The sequence below is a fragment of the Cryobacterium sp. TMT1-66-1 genome (genome assembly GCF_004403435.1).
Taxonomy (GTDB): Bacteria; Actinomycetota; Actinomycetes; order Actinomycetales; family Microbacteriaceae; genus Cryobacterium; species Cryobacterium flavum.
The window spans coordinates 39,686-57,463 of the sequence record NZ_SOGP01000010.1 but is presented as its reverse complement, the minus strand read 5'-3'; the positions used below and the strand labels follow the sequence as shown (position 1 = coordinate 57,463).

Below are 17,778 nucleotides of genomic sequence, written 5' to 3'. Positions count from 1 at the left end.
CGGGCGCTAGAGCAGCTTGCGCTCGAGCGCCCAGGCGGTCAGCTCGTGCCGACTCGACAGCTGAAGTTTACGCAGCACGGCCGAGACGTGCGTTTCGACGGTCTTGGCGGCGATGAACAGGGTACTGGCGACCTCTTTGTAGCTGTAGCCGCGGGCGATAAGGCGCATCACCTCGGTCTCGCGGGCGGAAAGCCGGTCGAGTTCCTCCGTGGTTTCGGCGGTCTCGCCGGCGACGGCGCCGAAGGCGTCGAGCACGAACCCGGCCAGACGCGGCGAGAACACGGCATCCCCCTCGGCGACGCGGCGGGCAGCCTCGGAGACTTCAGCCCCGGAGGCGCTCTTGGTGATGTAGCCGCGGGCGCCGGCCCGAATGACGCTCACGACGTCGTCGGCGGCGTCGGAGACGCTGAGCGCCAGGAACAGTGTGTTCGGTGCGCGCGGCGCCGCCTCCCGAATGACCTCGGCGCCGCCCCCACCGTGCCCGCCGGGCAGGTGCACATCGAGCAGCACGACCCGCGGCTGCAGGTCGATCACACGCGCGATCGCCTCGTCAACTGTCGCCGCCTCGCCCAGCACTGTGATGTCGGCGTCGAGTTCGGCGCGCAGCCCCGACCGAAAGATGGAGTGGTCGTCGACGATGAGAACCCGCAGTCCAGCGGATGCCGCGCTCGGTTCGACGGCCGCCCGGTCGCTCGGATTCTGGTCGGTCATCGCACGCTCGTTTCGGTGTGGTGTTCATCGGTGGCGGGCGCGGTCGCCGCCGGCAGGGTCAGCAGGATCTCGGTTCCGGCGCCGCCCGGACCTGGCCGCACGGCGGCGGTTCCGCCCGCCCGACGCATGCGCCCGAGAATGGATTCGCGCACGCCGAGGCGGTCTTCGGGGATCTGGTCGAGCCGAAAGCCCGAGCCCCGGTCGGTGACGCTCAGTTCGATGCCGCGAGCCCCCGTCTCGAGGTAGACCGACACCGCGCCGCCGGCATGCCGAGCCGCGTTGAGCATGGCCTCGCGGGCGGCGGCGACGAGTGATTCCGGGGCATCCGTGCTGCTGGAATCGGTGCTGGCGGCCGAGCGCACGCCGACACCCGCCCCGACCGTCACCACCTCGAAGTGCACCGCAAAGTCTGCTTCGATCTCCCCGGCGATGCGACGCAGCGCGGCGGCCAGATCGGTCGCCGGTTCGGCGCCCGCGGCGCGACTCCCGGTGAAGAGCCACTCGCGCAGTTCGCGCTCCTGCGCGCGGGCCAGCCGCGCGGCGTCGCTGTGCGGCCCGGCCTTCTGCTGAATGAGTGCGAGGGTCTGCAACACCGAATCGTGCAGGTGCGCGGCGATGTCGGCCCGTTCTGCTTCGCGGGCGCGCGCGGCGCGCTCGTCGGCGAGGTCACTCCACAGGCGCAGCAGCCACGGCGCGGTCACCACGGCGACACCGAGCAGAACGGATGCTGCCGCCAGAATAACCGTCCACGCGTTCGGATTCGTGCCGGTCACGAAAAACAACAGAATCCCGACCGCGACCAACACCAGCGCCCCCAGAATGCGCACGAGCAAGGCTGAGGATTGCTGGGCCGCACCGCTGCGAATGTCGGCGAACTGGCGCCAGGCGAGCGCGGTTCCGGCGAGTACGACAATGGCGGGCACCACCACGGCGAGTGGAATGTCGGCGCCAAGGCGGCTCGCCACGAGGGCGCTACCGGCAGCCAGCAGGGCCAGGCCGAGCAGAATCTCGGTGACGGGCGCGGCCCGGGCGGAGTCGCCATCCGCTCGGGCGAACCCGCTCCGGCCGTTTGTGGCGTCGGAACCCGGTAGTGCCGCAGCGGCCTGAACCGGCTCAGCGGAAGCGGGGGGAGCGACCGGCGACCGGGCGAGGCTCGACTTGGGCAGCGGGTCGACTGCGGCCGCTCCAGAAGGAACTGTCGCCCACAGCCAGGCATAGAGCAAGGCGCCGAAGCCTCCGCAGAAGCTGAGCAGCACCGTGACCAGGCGCACCGTGGAGAGGGGGACCCCGGTGTGCTCGGCGAAACCCGCACACACTCCGCCGACGAGGCGGAGCCGGGGCCGGGTCATCCGTTCGGTTCTCACCTGTTCATCCAAGCACGCCCCAACTCCATTGGAGGTGTCCCCGCAATCAATCAGGGTTCAATCAGGGTCATCCCCCATGGCAGCGGTCTCAGCGCGCTGTCAGACTCGGATCATGACCGACACACCGAGGGCCCAAACACCTCGTCCTGACCAAATCACCCGCTTCTTCGAGTGGATTCGCGGAAGCGGACTACACCGTGACGGCGACCGCTGGATCGCCGGAGTCTGCGGCGGCGTTGCCGCCCGCACCGGGCTCGACCCCCTGATTGTGCGCGGCATTGCCGTTGTGATCGCCATCCTCGGCGGCCCCGTCGTCTTCGCCTACGCCGCCGGCTGGGCGCTGATGCCCCGCGGCGCCGGCCGCATCTACGCCGAAGACGCCATTCGCGGGCGGTTCCAACCGGCCATGATCGCCATCGGAGCGCTGCTCCTGTTCACCGTCGTGCCCCTGTTCCGCGGTTTCTGGTGGAACGGCCCGGCCGGTTTCTGGGCCCTCCCCGACTGGCTTTCCGGCATCTTCTCGTTCGGGTGGGGGCTGGCAATCACGGCCGGTATCGTCTGGCTGATCGTGTATCTGGTGCGCCGCAGCAAGAGGTCTCCCGATTCGAGGCCCGGTTTCGGACCATTCGCTCCCCCGGCCGGCCCCACTGGACCAACGGGCCCGTTCGGTGCGGGCAGCGTCTACGACCCGCGACCGGATTCCGCCCCGACGAGCACGTCAGCGGCGACCGCCACCGACACAGCCGCCCCGAGCCTGGCTTTCGCGGCCACGAGCACGGCCACGGCCACCCCCTATGCCCCGACCAATCCGTACGCGACCGATTCGGCCAGGAGCATCCGCTCGGAACAGAATCGAGCATGGCAGGAACAGAACCGCGCCCGCCAGCAAGCCCACCGCGCCCGGGTGCGCGCCCGCCGTCCCGGTGCCGGCTACAGCGCCATTGTGCTCGGTCTGGCTTTGGCCACCGGCGCCGTAGCAGCCTGGGTGAATTCGAGCGGCGTCTGGTCGCCGGACGCAGTGATTCTCGGCCTCGCCTTTGCACTCGGAGTGTTGGCACTCGGCATCGTGGTCGCCGGCATTCGCGGTCGCACCGACGGCGCCATGGGCGGTTTCGCCTTTCTGGCGGCGGCGACCCTGGTCGTGCTCGGCGTGTTTCCGCAGGGCACGCAGTTCTCCGCCGTCGGCAACACCGTCTGGGTGCTCAGCGCCAATTCGGCCATAGCGAACCCCGACACCAGCTACGCCATGATCGTGGGGCAGTCCACCCTCGACCTGAGCGATTTCGACAACCCCGTTCTCGACGAGGACGCCGTCATCGACGTCTGGCTGCTCGCCGGCGCCACCGACATCCAACTGCCAGTGGATGCACCGGTGCGCGTCGAATCGCACGCCCTGGTCGGCGGCGTGGAGTATTCCGGCCGCGCTGTGGCCGCTGAAAACGGCGAGCACACCGGCGTGTTCGCCGTCGATGCGCGCACCTTCAATGCGAACAGCCGCAGTGACGGGCCGCTCGTGCGCATCTGGACCCTCGCCGGCGTCGTCACGCTCGATTCCTCCAACAACTAGGACCCCATCATGACTACTCCGCTGTCCTCCAAAAACCCCGACGCCGATCAAAGCGGCGCCAACGCCCCCACCGAGGATTTCTCCGTGAACCCGGCCGGCGACGCATCGACAACCGCGAAGCTGTCGGACAATCCAACCGTTCCCTACCCGGAATCGAGCCGTGCCCCGCGGGAGAACGACTTCTTCGCCCCAAACACCGACCTGCCGACCGCTGCCACAGCCACACCCCGGCTGCGCCCCCGCTTCGGCACGATTCTCTGGGGCATCCTGCTCCTGGCATTCGCCACCTACATGGTGGTCTTCACGCTGCTTCCGGCACCGCCGGATCCCACGCTCTGGCTGCTCGGCGGTGTGATCGCGGTCGGGCTCGGCCTGGTCGTGGCCGGCATCGCCGCCGCCGCTCGCCGCGCAGACTGACCAACACGCCGCCTGTCGATTAGAGCGTCAGCCCCACGAGCACCGGTTCGGGCTGCAGGTTCACGCCAAACTCGGCCTGCACCCGGCCGAGCACGTACCGGGCCAGTTCGGCAACTTCCTCGGCGGTGGCCCCGCCGGTATTCGTCAAGGCGAGGGTGTGCTTGCTCGACACCGCTGCCTTCGATCCCGGCAGACGAAACCCCCGGCCGACCCCGGAATGCTCGATCAGCCAGGCCGCACTGAGCTTGACCAGGCGCACGGGTTCCTCGCCGGGAATGGGTCCGACGCCCATATATTCCTCGAGGGGAATAACTCGGTCGGCCGGCTCCGCCTTGAGCTGCCAGCGCGGCGCATCCATTGGCAGGGAGCGCGCAAAGGTCTCGGTGACGATCGGGTTGGTGAAGAAAGACCCCGCGCTGTAGGTGTCAGGATCGTTCGGGTCGAGCACCATGCCCTTGCCGGCCCGCAGACCGAGAACGGTCGCTCGCACCATCTGAAGCGGCACCCGGTCACCGAGCTGCACGCCGAGCGCCCCGGCCAGTTGGGCATACTTCAGCGGCTGACCGAGGGTGCTCCCCAAAACGGATGCCTCGGCTGCGGTATCGTGCAGCTCCAGTTCGATTGCGAGCACCACGCCGCGCAGGCCCTGCTTGAGCGCCGAGGTGCGGTAGCCCAGCGCCAGGTCTGCGCGTTCGAGCCGATCGACCTCACCGGTCTCGTAAGAGAGAAAGTCGATCGCGATCAGGCTGTCGGAGAGCTCCTGACCGTAGGCGCCAATGTTCTGCACCGGGGCGGCGCCGCACGATCCGGGAATGCCCGAGAGCGCCTCGATGCCGGCCCAGCCGTGATCGACGGCGTAAGCCACGAGGTCGTCCCAGGGTTCGCCGGCCTGTACGCGCAGCCGTACCCGGGCGCCGACGTCGGCGCCGGCTTCAGAGACGGCCGCATCCGCGGCATCCGCTTCGCTGCTCTCAGGTGCAGCGGCGAGTACCTCGATGCCGCGGGTCACCACGTTAATCACGATGCCGTCGAAGCCCTCATCAGCGACGACGGTGTTGGAGCCGCCACCCAGCAGGAGCCAGTTTTCGTCCATGCCCCAAACGACGAGGGTCTCGTTTATGAGGTCCTGCTCGGTGACCGGGGCCACCCTGGCGGCTGGCGGGCCGCCGACCCGAAACGTGGTGAGCGTGCTCAGTGCAACTGGTTCAATCATGATCAGCCAAGGTTGACGCGCGCCTGCGCCTTGCCGAGAACGGTCGCGCCGTTGAAGGTCACCGTGAGGTCGATGCGCGCCAGCCCTTCTTCGAGATCGAGCGCGCCGACCTTGGCGACCACGGTGACGGTTGCGCCATCCGTTGCGTCAACGAAGACCGGGCGGGTGAATCGCACCTGGTAATCGATGACCCGGGCGGGGTCGCCGGCCCAGTCGACGACGGGTTGCACGGCCAGGCCCATGGTGAGCATGCCGTGGGCGAGCACGCCGGACAGCCCCACCGACTGCGCGATATCGTCGCGATAGTGAATGGGATTGAAATCACCGGATGCTCCGGCGTAGTGCACGAGGGAATCGCGCGTCAAGGCGAAACTCGCCTCGGCGACGACGTCGCCGACCGTGAGATCGGTCACTGATCTGATAGGTGCGGCGGGGGTCATTCGTCTCCCCTGACGACGAGGGTGGAGACCGCGGTCACGACGTGTGCGCCGCTCGCATCAACGATGGTGGACTCGGCGGTGACCATGGAGTGGCCGCCGAGGCTCTTGATGCTCGTCACCGCGAGGGTCGCCGTGAGTTCGTCACCGGCGACAATCGGGCGGGTATAGCTGAAGCGCTGGTCGCCGTGCACGACGCGGGTGAAGTCGATTCCGCCATCGGGTTCGGCCAGAAGTTGGGCCAGGGTGGCCTCCTGCACGACCACGGCGAACGTGGGCGGAGCGACGACGTCGGTGTGGCCGGCCGCGCGGGCCGCCTCGGGATCGTGGTTGATCGGGCTGGTCGCGAACACGGCGCGGGAAAATTCGCGCACCTTTTCACGGCCGACAAGATACGGTGCGACCGGCGGAAAGACCCGCCCCTGCAACTCTGGGTTCACTGACACCCGTCGAGTCTACTAAGCGCGGTCACGAGCACCCGGCAACAGGGCGCACACTATTAACCGTGAATTGTGTATCCGTGCGCCTCGGTGACCCCGAGGTAGCCCCTCTTCTGCTTGACCTGCACCGCGAATACGAAACGCGCTACGGCGACGGCGATTCCGTGCACGACGTCGACGGGGCCGAGTTCGATCCGCCCAGCGGCGGCTTTCTCGTGCTCGTCGACGGCGACGTGACCGTGGCCGGCGGTGGCCTGCGCCAGTTCAACGCCACGACCGCCGAGGTCAAGCGCATGTGGACCAACCCGAACTACCGCCGCCAGGGTCACGCGAAAACGATTCTGCGCGAGCTCGCATCCCTCGCCCGAACCCTCGGCTACGAGCGGATGCGCCTGGAAACCGGCTACGCCCAGCCCGAAGCGCTCGCCCTGTACCGCAGCCTCGGTTTCACCGACATCGGCAACTACGGCATCTACGAGCGCGCCTCCGGCTTCGAACTCGACCTCAGCTGACAGGTGCAGTGGGCGCCCGGCCTGGTCGAGACGCGGTACCCATTCACCGTAACGGCTCCAGTCTTCTGGCGACCGCGAGCCTCCGCAAATCACGGCCACGTCTATTGCACACTGTTACCCCGTTTCGCGGGTGGGAAAGGGCGCCGGGGAGGTAGCGTTAGAGGGCTATGCAAAACAAATTGACTCCGCACCCCGACCTTCCGATCGACCTTCCGACCGAGGAACGCATCCGCGCCGCCGTCGCGCACTACGGCGAGTCCGTCGTCATCGACAATTCCGTGGCACTGTTGCGCGCCAAGAATGCCGGAAAGGACTTTCTGCTCTACGCCGGCGGGCGCCACGCCCTCGGCATCCTCGAGGGCGCCCCAGCCCTGTACTGGCCCGAGCTGTGGGGCGCTCGCGCGCTGCTGCACGTGTGGGGAGAGTCGGCTGCACCGTACATCGTCGTCGGGCTGAACAACCAGGCTTGGCGGGTGCGCGAAATGTGCGCCAAGGTCGTGCTGCTGCGCGGCCTGCAGGTCGTCCCCAAGCTCGTGCGCCTCACCACCGATGAGCACCCCCGGGTGCGCGCGGCGGCCCTGCACGCCCTCGCCGACCAGGGATCCACCGCCAACATCGCCACGATCGAGGTGCGCCTGCGCGACCCCGACAAGGAGGTGCGCCGAGCCGCCCAGCAGGCGCGCGATGCAATTCGCACTCGGCTCAAGTTCACCGACGCGGTTCCCGAGACCATCGCGTCTGAAACAACAGCGCCCGAAACGAACGCGCGTGCAACGGACGCCGAGGCCTAAGCGAGCCGACCGATCTGCCTACGGCCGCCGGAGCAGCGCTCCCTCGTGCCGACAGGTCGCCGCTGCGGTCAGCATGGCGTCGGCCAGCAGCGACTGCCAGCTCGCGGCATCCTGCGGTACGCCGTCGTGAACGATCGTGCAAACGGATGCTGCCAGCGTCGCATCCCCGGCACCCATCGTGTCGATGACCGGGCCAGCGAGCATGGCGATGGGCACGCTGATCTGGCCTTTATCGGCGAAGGACACCGAGGCGCCGAGGCGCCCGGCTGTTGCCAGCACCGTGTGTGCGCCGCTCGCAACGAGTCGCTCTCGCAGCTGCTCGAGCGTGCTGTCGTAGAGAAGGTCAGCGTCTTCGTCGCCGACCTTCACGAGCAGGCTGCGCGCGGCGAGTGCCTCGAAGTTGCGCACGAATCGGGGGCCGTCGTGCAGCATGCCGGCCCGCGGATTGGGGTCGATGACGAGGCGTCGTTCCGGGTCACTCACGCAGGCCGCGAATGCCTCGGTCTGCGCGGTGTCGTCGAACGGAAAGCAGCTCACGACGACCAGCTCGGCGCTCTCGAGGGCCGCGCGCTCCGCCGCACCGAACTCGATGCGGCGTGCCTTCGCTGCCGGGTTGAAGAAATAGCGCGGCTCGCCGTCGGTGCGGTCGGACACTGCCCGCGACGACCCGAGCGGGCCGGTGGTTGCGATCAGCTGCACGCCGTATTTCTCGAGAAATTCGCGAATCACCGCGCCGTCAGCATCGTCGCCGACCATCGCGATCAGGGTCGTCGGCAGGCCGAGCACCGCCAGTCCGACCGCGACGTTGAGGGCGGCTCCGCCGGCGAATTCCCGGCTCGCCTCCGAATCACGCAGCACGTCGATCAGAGCATCGCCGACGACAACGACGCGGGTTGGAGCGTTCTGTTCAGGCATGGGGTCCAATCTCTGCGAAAGGCGCGAACGATGAGCTCGGTCGGTGCACTCTAGGCTAGGCCCAGCTCACGGCACGCGCGGCCCCGACCAAGCGGTGCCCGCACAGCAGGTATGGGCACAGCAACGGCCGGCAGCAGGAGTCCAGTCTCCTACTGCCGGCCGTCAGCGGTTATGCCGGGTTAGACGCTCTTGCGCCCCGACATCGATCGCATGAGGAACATGATGACGGCAATGACGGCGAGCACAATACCGACCCAGAGTAGAAACTGAAGCGACTCCACCAGGCCGCCAGTAATGAGCAGCACGACCGCAATAATGGCCACAATGATGAGCAGCGGATTCATGGTCCAACCTTTCATTCACGCGCGGGAAAATCCCGATTGCCCAGATACTACCCCCTCACGGGGGCCGCAAGCAGATCCCGCGGGCGGCATCCGCTTCGTGTCGCGTGGTCCCACCACGACCAAAAGCAGCCACCCGATTACTCTCGTCGTTACCATTGAGCAATCCGCACGCTCGGGGCTGGATGCTTTCGCTCCCGGCTGCCGCCCTGTCTGGAGCCCGATGCGACACTTCACCCTCACCCAGTTGCGGTACTTCGCCGTCGTGGCCGAGCTGCAGAGCATGACCCAGGCCGCCGCCCGATTACTGGTGAGCCAGTCCGCCGTCTCCACGGCGATGGCGCAGCTGGAGCGCACCCTCGGCGCCCAACTGTTCCTGCGCAACCCGTCGACGGGGCTCAGGCTCACCCCGACCGGGCGCAAGTTCGCGCTCGACCTGAAGGGGTTCCTCGACCACGCCGATTCCCTGTTTGAATCGGCCTACGGAGCGGCCGAAACGCTCATCGGCGAGCTGACCGTCGGGGTGTTCTCGCCGCTGGCTTCGTTTCGGCTGCCGGCCATTCTCAAGGCGTTCGAGGCCACCCATCCCGGCGTCGACGTGACCTTTCTGGAGGCCGACCTCGCCTCGCTGCAGACGGCGCTCCGCGAGGGGCGATGCGACCTCGCATTGATGTACGGGCACGGACTCGGCGCCGGGTTTTCCAGCCAGGTGCTCGAACGTGTTCCTCCGCACGTTATTGTTCCCGCGGGCCACTGGGCCGCGAATATCCCCGGCCAGGAGGTTGCCCTGCGCGACCTTGCCGGAGAGCCGCTCATACTGCTCGACCTGCCGCACAGCCGGGAGTACTACGAGAGTCTGTTCGCCCTGGCCGGGGTGGCACCCAACGTGCGCCACCGGTTCGCCGGCTATGAAACTGTGCGGTCGTTCGTGGCCCAGGGCCACGGCTATGCCCTGCTCAACCAGCGGGTCTACAACGACGTGCCGTATTCTGGCGGTCGGGTCGTCCCCCTGCGCCTGGTTGACGAATTTCCGCCGAGCGAGGTCATGCTCGTGCGGCTGAGCACCGCGCTACCGACCCGCCGAGCGCTGGCCTTCGAAGATATCTGCCGACGCTTGTATGGGGCGGCGCGTCCCTGACCCATCACCAAAATCGATGCGCTCGGCCATGAGAATCAATTGGACACGGGTGTTTCGCAGCGCGCAAGCTTGACCACAATCGGCCGCGCACTCCCGGCAGCGCTCGTCTTTGACCGGGATCCCGGCTGCAGTGATCAAGGAGGATCAGTGTTCGAGCAGATAATTCACGTGTCGTCCCGGTTACAGACCAGCGGATGCGCGGCAATATGACCGACACACGGCTCGCCAAGAGTTCACCGGCCAGAAACGCAGCGGCGAGCGCCGGAATCATCGCGATCGTACGGTGGGTGTCATGACCACGACCGCAGCCATCGCCCCGATCAGTCCGCCAGCCGAGACCACTCCCCCGAAGAAGTTGACCGGCCTGCAGAAACGCGTCCTACTCGGCGGCAGCATCGGCCAATTCATCGAGTTCTACGACTTCACCCTGTACGGATTGACGGCCGTGATCTTCTCCCAGCTGTTCTTTCCCAGCACGGACCCGATCCTCGCCCTGCTGGCCACCTTCGCCACCTTCGGTGTCGCGTTTGTCGTGCGCCCGCTCGGCGGCTTGTTCTTCGGCTCCCTCGGCGACAAGATCGGGCGGCGCAAGGTGCTCGCCATCACCCTGCTCGCCATCGGCACCGCGACCGCCTGCATGGGGTTGCTCCCCACTTTTCACCAGATCGGCTTCTGGGCCCCCGCGCTCCTGCTGCTCCTGCGCCTCGTGCAGGGCTTCTCGGCCGGCGGCGAATCGGTCGGTGCTCCCTCCTTCGTGTTCGAACACGCCCCGATCGGCCGCCGCGGTCTCTGGCTGAACATCACCATCGCGGCGACCGCGCTGCCGTCGGTGTTCGCCGGCACGATGATCCTCATCCTCAGCCAGAGTATGTCCGACGACTCGTTCACCGCCTGGGGTTGGCGCCTGCCGTTCCTGATCGCCCTGCCCCTGGCCCTGTTCGGCGTCTGGATTCGCAGCAAGACCAGCGAGAGCAAGTCGTTCACCGACGCCCAGGCAACAAAGACCAAGGAGTTCAGCCCGGTCAAGGAGACCTTCCGAGAGAACAAGCTGCGCATGGTGCAGGTCATCTTCGTAATGGGCCTGACCGCGATGGGTTTCTACTTTCTCTCGGCCTACTTCGTGGCATACGTCCAGACCACCGGAAACCTCAGCCGCGAACAGTCCCTGCTGGCCAACGCGGCCGCCCTCGCCCTGTACGCCGTGCTGCTGCCAATCGGCGGGCACATTGGCGACAAGGTCGGGCGTAAGCCGATGCTCATCGCCGGGTCGGCCGCGATCGCGGTGCTGGCCATCCCGAGCTTCATGCTCGTCACGAGCGGCAGCCTGCCGCTCGCTCTGCTCGGCCAGATGCTGTTCGTGATCCCCCTGTGCATCTACGGCGGCGGCTGCTACACCTTCTTCGTCGAGATCTTCACGACCAGAACCCGCTTCACGAGCGCTGCCGTGAGCTACAACCTCGGCTACGCCATCTTCGGCGGCACCGCGCCGCTCGTCGGCACCGCCCTCGTCGCCAGCTCGGGCGTTTCGTTCGCCCCGGGCTTCTACATGGCCGGCGCGGCCGCGATCGTGCTCCTGCTTGTGACCCTCACCAAGGTGCCCGAGACGCGGGGGCGTCTGGGCTGAGCGTTTGCAGCATCCGTTCACGCATTACTCGCCTAATAGAAGGAGTCCATATGTCATCTGCTGACTTTCTGACCGACTTTCACCACGTTGCCACCATCGGGGCCACGCCCCGCAACGGCGTCGACCGTCAGGCGGCCACCGCCGAAGACGCACAGAGCCGCGCCTGGTTTTCGAATTGGATCACCGACGCCGGCTACACCCTGCACGTTGACGGCATCGGCAACATGTTCGGGCTGATCGAGTGGACGCCAGGCGCCCCCTACGTGCTCGTCGGTTCACACCTCGACAGCCAGCCGCTCGGCGGGCGCTTCGATGGCGCTTACGGCGTGCTCGCCGCATTGCACGCGGCCCGCAACGTCGACGAGCTGGTGCAGGCGAGCGGTACCGTGCCGCCGTTCAACCTCGCCGTCGTGAACTGGTTCAACGAAGAGGGCGGCCGTTTCGCTCCGAGCGTCATGGGCAGCAGCGTCTTTGTCGGCCTGTTCGACCAGGAGCAGATGCTCGACGTGACCGACCTGGCCGGCGTGACCGCCCGCGCCGCCCTGGCCGAAATCGGCTATCTCGGCACCGACCCGCGCCCGGTCACGGTGAGCTACGCCGAGATCCACATCGAGCAGGGTCGCATCCTGGAACGCGAGCAGATCGCGATCGGCGTCGTCGACCGCAGCTGGTACACCCAGAAACTCGACATCGAGGTGCTCGGAGAGCAGTCCCACACCGGGGCGACCGCCATGGCCGACCGGCACGACGCCCTCGTCGCCGCCGCGAAGATCATTCTCATGGTGCGCGAGGTCACCAGCGACTTCGCCGACGAGGCCATCGTGTCGTCCGTCGGGCAGCTAACCCTCGAACCCAACTCCCCCATCGTGGTCGCCCGCCGGGTACGCCTGGTCGCCGACCTGCGGAGCGGCGACCCACAGATCGTGCAGGCGGCCCGCGCCACCCTGCTCGAGAAGATCGCGGCGCTCGCGATCGAGCACGAGATCAAGATCAACGTGACCGACTTCGATGTTCGTCCGATCAGGTATTTTCCTGAAGGAGGCCTCCAGCTGGCCGAAGCGGCCGCCGCGCGCGCCGGGCTGTCCACCCGCCGAATCCAGACCATGGCCGGCCACGACTCGGTCGCGATGAACACCATTGTGCCCTCGATCATGCTGTTCATTCCGAGCGTCGACGGTGTCTCGCACTGCGAACGTGAATTCACCACGGATGCCGACATGGTCGCCGGGCTCGCGCTGCTCACCGAGGTGACCACGGCTCTGGTCAGCGGGGCACTGGTCGACGGGGCTTTGGTCGATCCGGCCGAGGCTCCCGCACTGGCCTCTACGGCCCGGGCGTAGTCGGGCCGGGCGTGATCAGCCGCACCGAACCCGCTCCCACCCAGTCGAGCGCCACCACCACCAGCATGACCGACCTGGCCTATCTGGGCGCAACCGAGGCGCTCGGCCTGTTCCGGTCGCGCGACCTGTCACCGGTGGAGCTGCTCGAGGCCGTGCTGCAGCGTATCGACGCGGTCAACCCGCGCGTCAACGCGCTCACCGAACAGCTGACCGATGAGGCCCGAATCGCGGCCCGCGACGCCGAGCGGCAGTACCGGTCCGGCGGTCAGCTCGCCCCGCTGCTCGGGCTGCCGGTCGCGGCGAAGGAGAAGCATTCCCTCGCCGGGCACGTGCTGAGCAACGGGCTCGTCGCCCAGCGTGACGTGGTTGCGAGCGCGAATCATCCGGTGATCAGCCGCATACGCTCGGCCGGCGGCATCGTGCATGCGCGCACCACGACGCCTGAATTCTGCTGCGCCACGGTGACACACTCCCCGCTCTGGGGGGTCACGCGCAATCCGTTCAACCGCGATCTCTCTCCCGGCGGCTCCTCGGGCGGATCCGGCGTCGCCCTCGCGGCAGGGTTTGCGCCGCTCGCCACCGCCTCGGACATCGCCGGATCGACCCGGCTGCCAGCGGCCTTCACCGGCACCGTCGGGTTCAAAGCACCCTTCGGTCGCATCCCGGGCGTCGCGCCGCTGTCGGCTGACCACTATCGCGGCGACGGGCCGATGGCCCGCACGGTAGCGGATGCCGCCCTGCTCGCCAACGTGATGGCCGGCCAGCACCCCGGTGACCATGTCTCGCTCGCCGCCGCTGCGCCGCTGCCGGGGATGTGGCCCGCGGTCGCGGGCCTGCGCATCGCCCTGTGCATTCGTCTCGGCGACTACCTGGTCGATCCCGACGTGGAGGCCAACACCCGCGCCGTGGCTGCGGCCTTGCAGAGCGCCGGCGCGATCGTCGACGAGGTCGAACTGCCCTGGACCACGGCCGAAATTCACCGAGTATCATTCACCCACTTCGGGCATATTCTGGGCCCAGCGATGGAGGACGAGACCCGTGGCGCCGATAGAGCTCTCGCCGCCTACACGGTGCAGTTCATGACGGATGCCCGGGCTGCGGCCGCCGATACCCGCTTTCTTGACGGTCTCTCCGCTGAAACCCGCATGCAGGGCGAACTCGCCGCGGCGATGACCGGGTTCGACGCCCTGATCTGCCCGACCTCGGCCGTCGCCGCGCTCACGGCCGAGGGTCATTATCTTGACGGCATCACGGCCGGCGGCGAGCGCCTTGAACACTACTGGCAGGGCCACATGACGGTGCCGTTCAATATCGCGAACCGGTGCCCGGTGCTCGCGGTGCCGAGCGGCCTGGCCGACTGCGGCATCCCCACCGGGGTGCAGATCGTCGGGCATCCGTTTGATGACGGCACGGTCTTTCGCGTCGGCGCCGCCGTCGAACAGGTGCGCCCGTGGGCGCATCGCTACGCACTGATCGGCGACTGACGCTCGTGGCACGTATTTGAGAAGACGGCCCCGGTTCAAACCAGTGCCACGTTCTCAAACACGTGCCGCGAGGCCCGGCTCGCTCAGTAGGTCGGCAGCGCGGGCTCGATCTGCTTCACCCAGGCCAGAATGCCACCCTCGACCTGGCGCACATTCTCATAGCCGCGGCGCTGTAGCTCAGCCAGGACAGCAGCAGAACGCGGCCCGGCCTTGCAGTGCACGATGATGTCACGGTCGCGGGCGAGAACGACCTCCCCCGAGAGGATGCCGCCTTGCGGCACGAGCAGCGCGCCATCGATGTGCACGGTGTCGTACTCTTCCGGTTCCCGAACATCGATGAGGTCGAAGTCGAGCTCGCTGCGCGCCCGGGCAGCGAGCAGGGTGGCTAGTTGCTGCACCGAAATCGCATCCGTGGTGGATGTTCCGCAGAACAGGTCATAGTCGATCAGCTCGGTGACCGCTGCGGTGGCCGGGTCGCGTGCGATGCTGATTTCGCGCCAGGTCGCGTCGAGGGCGTTGAAGAGCACGACCCGGCCGAGCAGCGTGCGACCCACCCCGGTGATCAGTTTCACCGCTTCGGCGACCATCGTGGCGCCGATGGTTCCGCACAGCATTCCGAATACGCCGCCCTCGCTGCAGCTCGGCACCGAGCCGGCCGGCGGGGCTTCCGGATACAGGTCGCGGTAGGTCGGGCCGTGCGTGTTCCAGAACACGCTGACCTGCCCGTCGAAGCGCAGAATGGACCCCCAGACACACGGTTTGTCGAGCAGCGCGGCGGCATCACTCACCAGGTAGCGGGTGGCGAAGGTGTCGGCGCCGTCAATGATCAGGTCGTACTGGGCGAACAGGTCGAGGGCGTTCGCCGACGACAGCCAGACATCGTGTTGGTGCACGGTGACGAGCGGATTCAGCTCGGCGACGGCCGCCGCGGCGGACGCCAGTTTCGAGCGGCCGAGGCCCGAGGTGCCGTGGATGATCTGGCGTTGCAGGTTGCTGAGATCCACCGTGTCGTGGTCGACGATGCCGAGCGTGCCGACCCCGGCGGCCGCGAGGTAGAGCAGCACCGGCGAGCCGAGACCGCCGGCGCCGATCACGAGTACGCGCGCATTTTTCAGCCGCCGCTGGTTGAGCGGGCCGATCTCGGGCAGCAGAATGTGGCGCGAGTACCGCTCGCGCTCGGCCGCCGTGAGGGCCGCGCCGGGTTCGACGAGTGGCGCGAGAACGAGCGTCACAGGTCGGGCCGCCCGGCCATCGGTGACGACGCCAGGGCCAGCTCACGCCGCGGGATGCGGCCGGCCAAGGAGGCACGACGGCCAGCGATCACAGCGTGCCGGAAGGCGTCAGCCATGAGAACTGGGTTCTGTGCGCGCGTGACCGCGGTGGCCAGCAGCACGGCATCGCAGCCCAGCTCCATCGCGAGGGCCGCGTCAGAGGCGGTGCCGATTCCGGCGTCCAGCACCACCGGAACGCCGGCGCGGGCCACGATCAGCTCGATATTGTGCGGGTTGAGAATGCCGAGGCCTGTGCCGATCGGCGCCCCGAGCGGCATCACGGCCGCAGCGCCCAGGTGTTCGAGCCGCAACGCGAGCACGGGGTCGTCATTCGTGTAGGCGAACACCGTGAAGCCCCGCGCGACGAGCTGTTCGGTGGCCTCGACCAGCTCGACCGCATCCGGCAGCAGGGTCTGCTCGTCGGCGATGACCTCGAGCTTGATCCAGTCGGTCGCAAGCGCCTCCCGCGCCAGCTCGGCGGTGAGCACGGCCTCGCGAGCGGTGAAACAGCCGGCCGTGTTGGGCAGCACGCGGATGGAATTCTCCACCAGCAGCTCGAACAACGAACCGGTGGCGGCCACACTGTGGCGCCGCATTGCGACGGTGGTCAGTTCGGTTCCGGAGGAACGCAGTGCAGCCCCGAGACCATCGACGCTCGGGGCTCCCCCGGTGCCCATGATCAAGCGTGAGGTCAGCTCAACGCCGTCAATGACGAGGCTGTCCGGGGTCGTCGGCACGGTCATCCTCCCTGCACCGCGGTCACGATTTCGATCTCATCGCCCGCTGTCACCGCGGTCGACCACCAGAGGCTGCGCGAAACGACCGCGGCGTTGCGGGCCACGGCCACCCCGACGCGGCTTCCGTCGACTGCATGGCCGTCGGTCGCGATGGCCCGGCCGGTGATCTCGGCCACGAGGTCGGTCACGGTGCTGCCCGGTTGAACAGATCGTTGCTGGCCGTTCACGGCGATGGTTACGGTCACGAGTGGCCTCCTTTCAGTGAAACGGATGCGGGAGCGCGGCTCGAAAATCGGTCCGGTCGAAAGGCCCGCCACCGATCGTCGGCGATTCCCTCGATGAGCTGGAGACAGTGCTCGGCGGCGACCGGGGTGAGCAGTACGCCGTGGCGGAAGAATCCGGTGGCGACAATGAGGCCGGAAATGTCACCGTCAGCGCCCCCGACGCGACCGAGGAACGGCGCGTTGTCGGGGGTTCCGGGCCTGGCGCGGGCGGTCGTTTCGATCAGTTCGAGTTCACTGACCGCGGGCAGCAGCACCTGGGCGTCTCGCAGCAGCTGATAGACGCCGCCGGCCGACACCACGCCCGAGCCGTCTTCGCGCTGGGTGGCTCCGATCACGAGCGTTCCATCGGTGCGCGGAACCAGATATACCGGCACACCGTGCACCAGTCCGCGAACGGTGCAGGTGAGCAGGGGTTGCAGGTGCTCGGGCACCCGCAGCCGAAGGATGTCCCCGTAGACCGGGCGAAGCGGCAGGTTGAGGTGTTCGGGCAGCCCGCCCAGTGCTGCCGCTCCGAGCCCGTTGGCCACGACCACCTCGGTGGCTGTGACCGTTGAGCCGTCGAAAAGGGCGACGCCGGTGACGCGGGAGGAGGCATCCGCTGAATTCTCGTGCAGCAACCCGCTGGCCTGCACGCGTATGACGGCGTCCTGGCCGTGGCGCGCGAGCTCCAACTGGATGCACTCGGTGAGCCGGCGCGGGTCGACCTGATGGTCTTGCTCCACCACAAAGGCGCCAGAAATCTGGGGGCTGAGCAACGGTTCGAGCACCCGCGCTGCGCGAACGGTGATGGCCTCGACGCCCAGTCCGTTGACTACCTGCACGCCGTGCAGGTCGGCGAGCGCCTGCCGGTCGGCCGCGTCTGCGCCCACATTCAGGGTTCTCGTACGCTGGTAACCGGTCAGGTAGCTGTCGGGCGCGAGCGAGTCGATGAAGCCGGGATACAGGTTCGAGGAGGCGAGCATGAGCTCGAGCAACGCCTCCTCCTGGTAGTGCAGTTCGCTGACCGCGGCGAGCATTCCGGCCGCAGCAAAAGTGGCACCACCGGCCGGATCCGGGTCGATGACGGCCACCGTGCGGCCGGACTGCGCTACAGCCCAGGCGATGCCGAGCCCGATCACGCCGCCGCCGATGACGGCTACGTCGACCGTACGCTGTGCGCGCCGCTCACTCATCGTGTGCACCGAGGCCGGGC

The 17,778-nt window shown here is 67.7% G+C and carries 19 protein-coding genes; 8 read left to right on the top strand and 11 right to left on the bottom strand.

Annotation, left to right across the window (positions count from 1 at the left end):
* Positions 1–6: 6 nt before the first annotated feature.
* Positions 7–711 carry a response regulator transcription factor gene (locus E3T29_RS08525; RefSeq protein ID WP_134345071.1) on the bottom strand — a complete coding sequence of 235 codons (705 nt, stop codon included), beginning with the start codon at positions 709–711 and terminating at the stop codon, positions 7–9.
* Complete coding sequence (locus E3T29_RS08520; protein WP_241987716.1) at positions 708–2,075, bottom strand: ATP-binding protein; 1,368 nt, start codon at positions 2,073–2,075, stop codon at positions 708–710. The genes E3T29_RS08525 and E3T29_RS08520 overlap by 4 nt, the downstream gene beginning before the upstream one ends.
* 112 nt (positions 2,076–2,187) lie before the next feature.
* Between E3T29_RS08520 and E3T29_RS08515 the strand changes: the two genes are divergently transcribed.
* Positions 2,188–3,642 (top strand): PspC domain-containing protein, encoded by a 1,455-nt coding sequence (locus E3T29_RS08515; RefSeq protein ID WP_166792363.1) that lies wholly within the window; start codon positions 2,188–2,190, stop codon positions 3,640–3,642.
* Between the two features lie 9 nt (positions 3,643–3,651).
* Entirely contained in the window at positions 3,652–4,059 is a 408-nt protein-coding gene (locus E3T29_RS08510) for a hypothetical protein (RefSeq protein ID WP_134345069.1), read from the top strand.
* 19 nt (positions 4,060–4,078) lie between these two features.
* On the opposite strand, the gene E3T29_RS08505 is transcribed toward E3T29_RS08510, so the two are convergent.
* Genes E3T29_RS08505 through E3T29_RS08495 form a run of 3 tightly spaced genes read right to left on the bottom strand, consistent with a single transcriptional unit; the run spans position 4,079 to position 6,155 of the window.
* Entirely contained in the window at positions 4,079–5,272 is a 1,194-nt protein-coding gene (locus tag E3T29_RS08505) for a UDP-N-acetylmuramate dehydrogenase (protein ID WP_134345068.1), read from the bottom strand.
* A 2-nt stretch (positions 5,273–5,274) separates the two neighbouring features.
* Positions 5,275–5,712: a MaoC family dehydratase gene (locus tag E3T29_RS08500; RefSeq protein ID WP_134345067.1), complete on the bottom strand. Its 438-nt coding sequence runs from the start codon at positions 5,710–5,712 to the stop codon at positions 5,275–5,277.
* Positions 5,709–6,155, bottom strand: a complete 447-nt coding sequence (locus E3T29_RS08495) for a MaoC family dehydratase N-terminal domain-containing protein (protein WP_092340442.1) — start codon at positions 6,153–6,155, stop codon at positions 5,709–5,711. The genes E3T29_RS08500 and E3T29_RS08495 overlap by 4 nt, the downstream gene beginning before the upstream one ends.
* A 59-nt stretch (positions 6,156–6,214) precedes the next feature.
* Between E3T29_RS08495 and E3T29_RS08490 the strand changes: the two genes are divergently transcribed.
* Entirely contained in the window at positions 6,215–6,661 is a 447-nt protein-coding gene (locus tag E3T29_RS08490) for a GNAT family N-acetyltransferase (RefSeq protein ID WP_166792362.1), read from the top strand.
* Positions 6,662–6,828: 167 nt separating this feature from the next.
* Positions 6,829–7,452, top strand: coding sequence for a HEAT repeat domain-containing protein (locus E3T29_RS08485; protein WP_092340443.1), 624 nt, complete (start codon positions 6,829–6,831; stop codon positions 7,450–7,452).
* Between the two features lie 18 nt (positions 7,453–7,470).
* On the opposite strand, the gene E3T29_RS08480 is transcribed toward E3T29_RS08485, so the two are convergent.
* A complete protein-coding gene (locus tag E3T29_RS08480) occupies positions 7,471–8,367 on the bottom strand; it encodes a carbohydrate kinase family protein (protein ID WP_134345065.1) in 897 nt (298 codons plus the stop codon).
* A 179-nt stretch (positions 8,368–8,546) separates the two neighbouring features.
* Entirely contained in the window at positions 8,547–8,711 is a 165-nt protein-coding gene (locus tag E3T29_RS19630) for a DUF2207 domain-containing protein (RefSeq protein WP_139165815.1), read from the bottom strand.
* A 220-nt stretch (positions 8,712–8,931) separates the two neighbouring features.
* On the opposite strand from E3T29_RS19630, the gene E3T29_RS08475 reads away from it, so the two are divergent.
* From E3T29_RS08475 to E3T29_RS08460, 4 genes are all read left to right on the top strand, one after another.
* Complete coding sequence (locus E3T29_RS08475) at positions 8,932–9,846, top strand: LysR family transcriptional regulator (protein WP_134345064.1); 915 nt, start codon at positions 8,932–8,934, stop codon at positions 9,844–9,846.
* Positions 9,847–10,138: 292 nt separating this feature from the next.
* Positions 10,139–11,470 carry an MFS transporter gene (locus E3T29_RS08470; RefSeq protein WP_134345063.1) on the top strand — a complete coding sequence of 444 codons (1,332 nt, stop codon included), beginning with the start codon at positions 10,139–10,141 and terminating at the stop codon, positions 11,468–11,470.
* 50 nt (positions 11,471–11,520) lie between these two features.
* Positions 11,521–12,810 (top strand): M20 family metallo-hydrolase, encoded by a 1,290-nt coding sequence (locus E3T29_RS08465; RefSeq protein ID WP_134345062.1) that lies wholly within the window; start codon positions 11,521–11,523, stop codon positions 12,808–12,810.
* An 11-nt stretch (positions 12,811–12,821) separates the two neighbouring features.
* The gene (locus tag E3T29_RS08460; RefSeq protein ID WP_370449136.1) at positions 12,822–14,294 is read left to right on the top strand and encodes an amidase; all 1,473 of its coding nucleotides are present in this window, start codon (positions 12,822–12,824) and stop codon (positions 14,292–14,294) included.
* A gap of 83 nt (positions 14,295–14,377) precedes the next feature.
* On the opposite strand, the gene moeB is transcribed toward E3T29_RS08460, so the two are convergent.
* The 4 genes from moeB to thiO are packed head-to-tail and all read right to left on the bottom strand — an operon-like array spanning position 14,378 to position 17,758.
* The gene (gene moeB / locus E3T29_RS08455; RefSeq protein ID WP_134345061.1) at positions 14,378–15,526 is read right to left on the bottom strand and encodes a molybdopterin-synthase adenylyltransferase MoeB; all 1,149 of its coding nucleotides are present in this window, start codon (positions 15,524–15,526) and stop codon (positions 14,378–14,380) included.
* Positions 15,523–16,308 carry a thiazole synthase gene (locus E3T29_RS08450; protein ID WP_134345060.1) on the bottom strand — a complete coding sequence of 262 codons (786 nt, stop codon included), beginning with the start codon at positions 16,306–16,308 and terminating at the stop codon, positions 15,523–15,525. The genes moeB and E3T29_RS08450 overlap by 4 nt, the downstream gene beginning before the upstream one ends.
* Complete coding sequence (gene thiS / locus E3T29_RS08445; RefSeq protein WP_092340449.1) at positions 16,305–16,547, bottom strand: sulfur carrier protein ThiS; 243 nt, start codon at positions 16,545–16,547, stop codon at positions 16,305–16,307. Before thiS ends, E3T29_RS08450 begins: the two co-directional genes overlap by 4 nt.
* Positions 16,544–17,758: a glycine oxidase ThiO gene (thiO, locus tag E3T29_RS08440; RefSeq protein WP_134345059.1), complete on the bottom strand. Its 1,215-nt coding sequence runs from the start codon at positions 17,756–17,758 to the stop codon at positions 16,544–16,546. Before thiO ends, thiS begins: the two co-directional genes overlap by 4 nt.
* Positions 17,759–17,778: the final 20 nt, after the last annotated feature.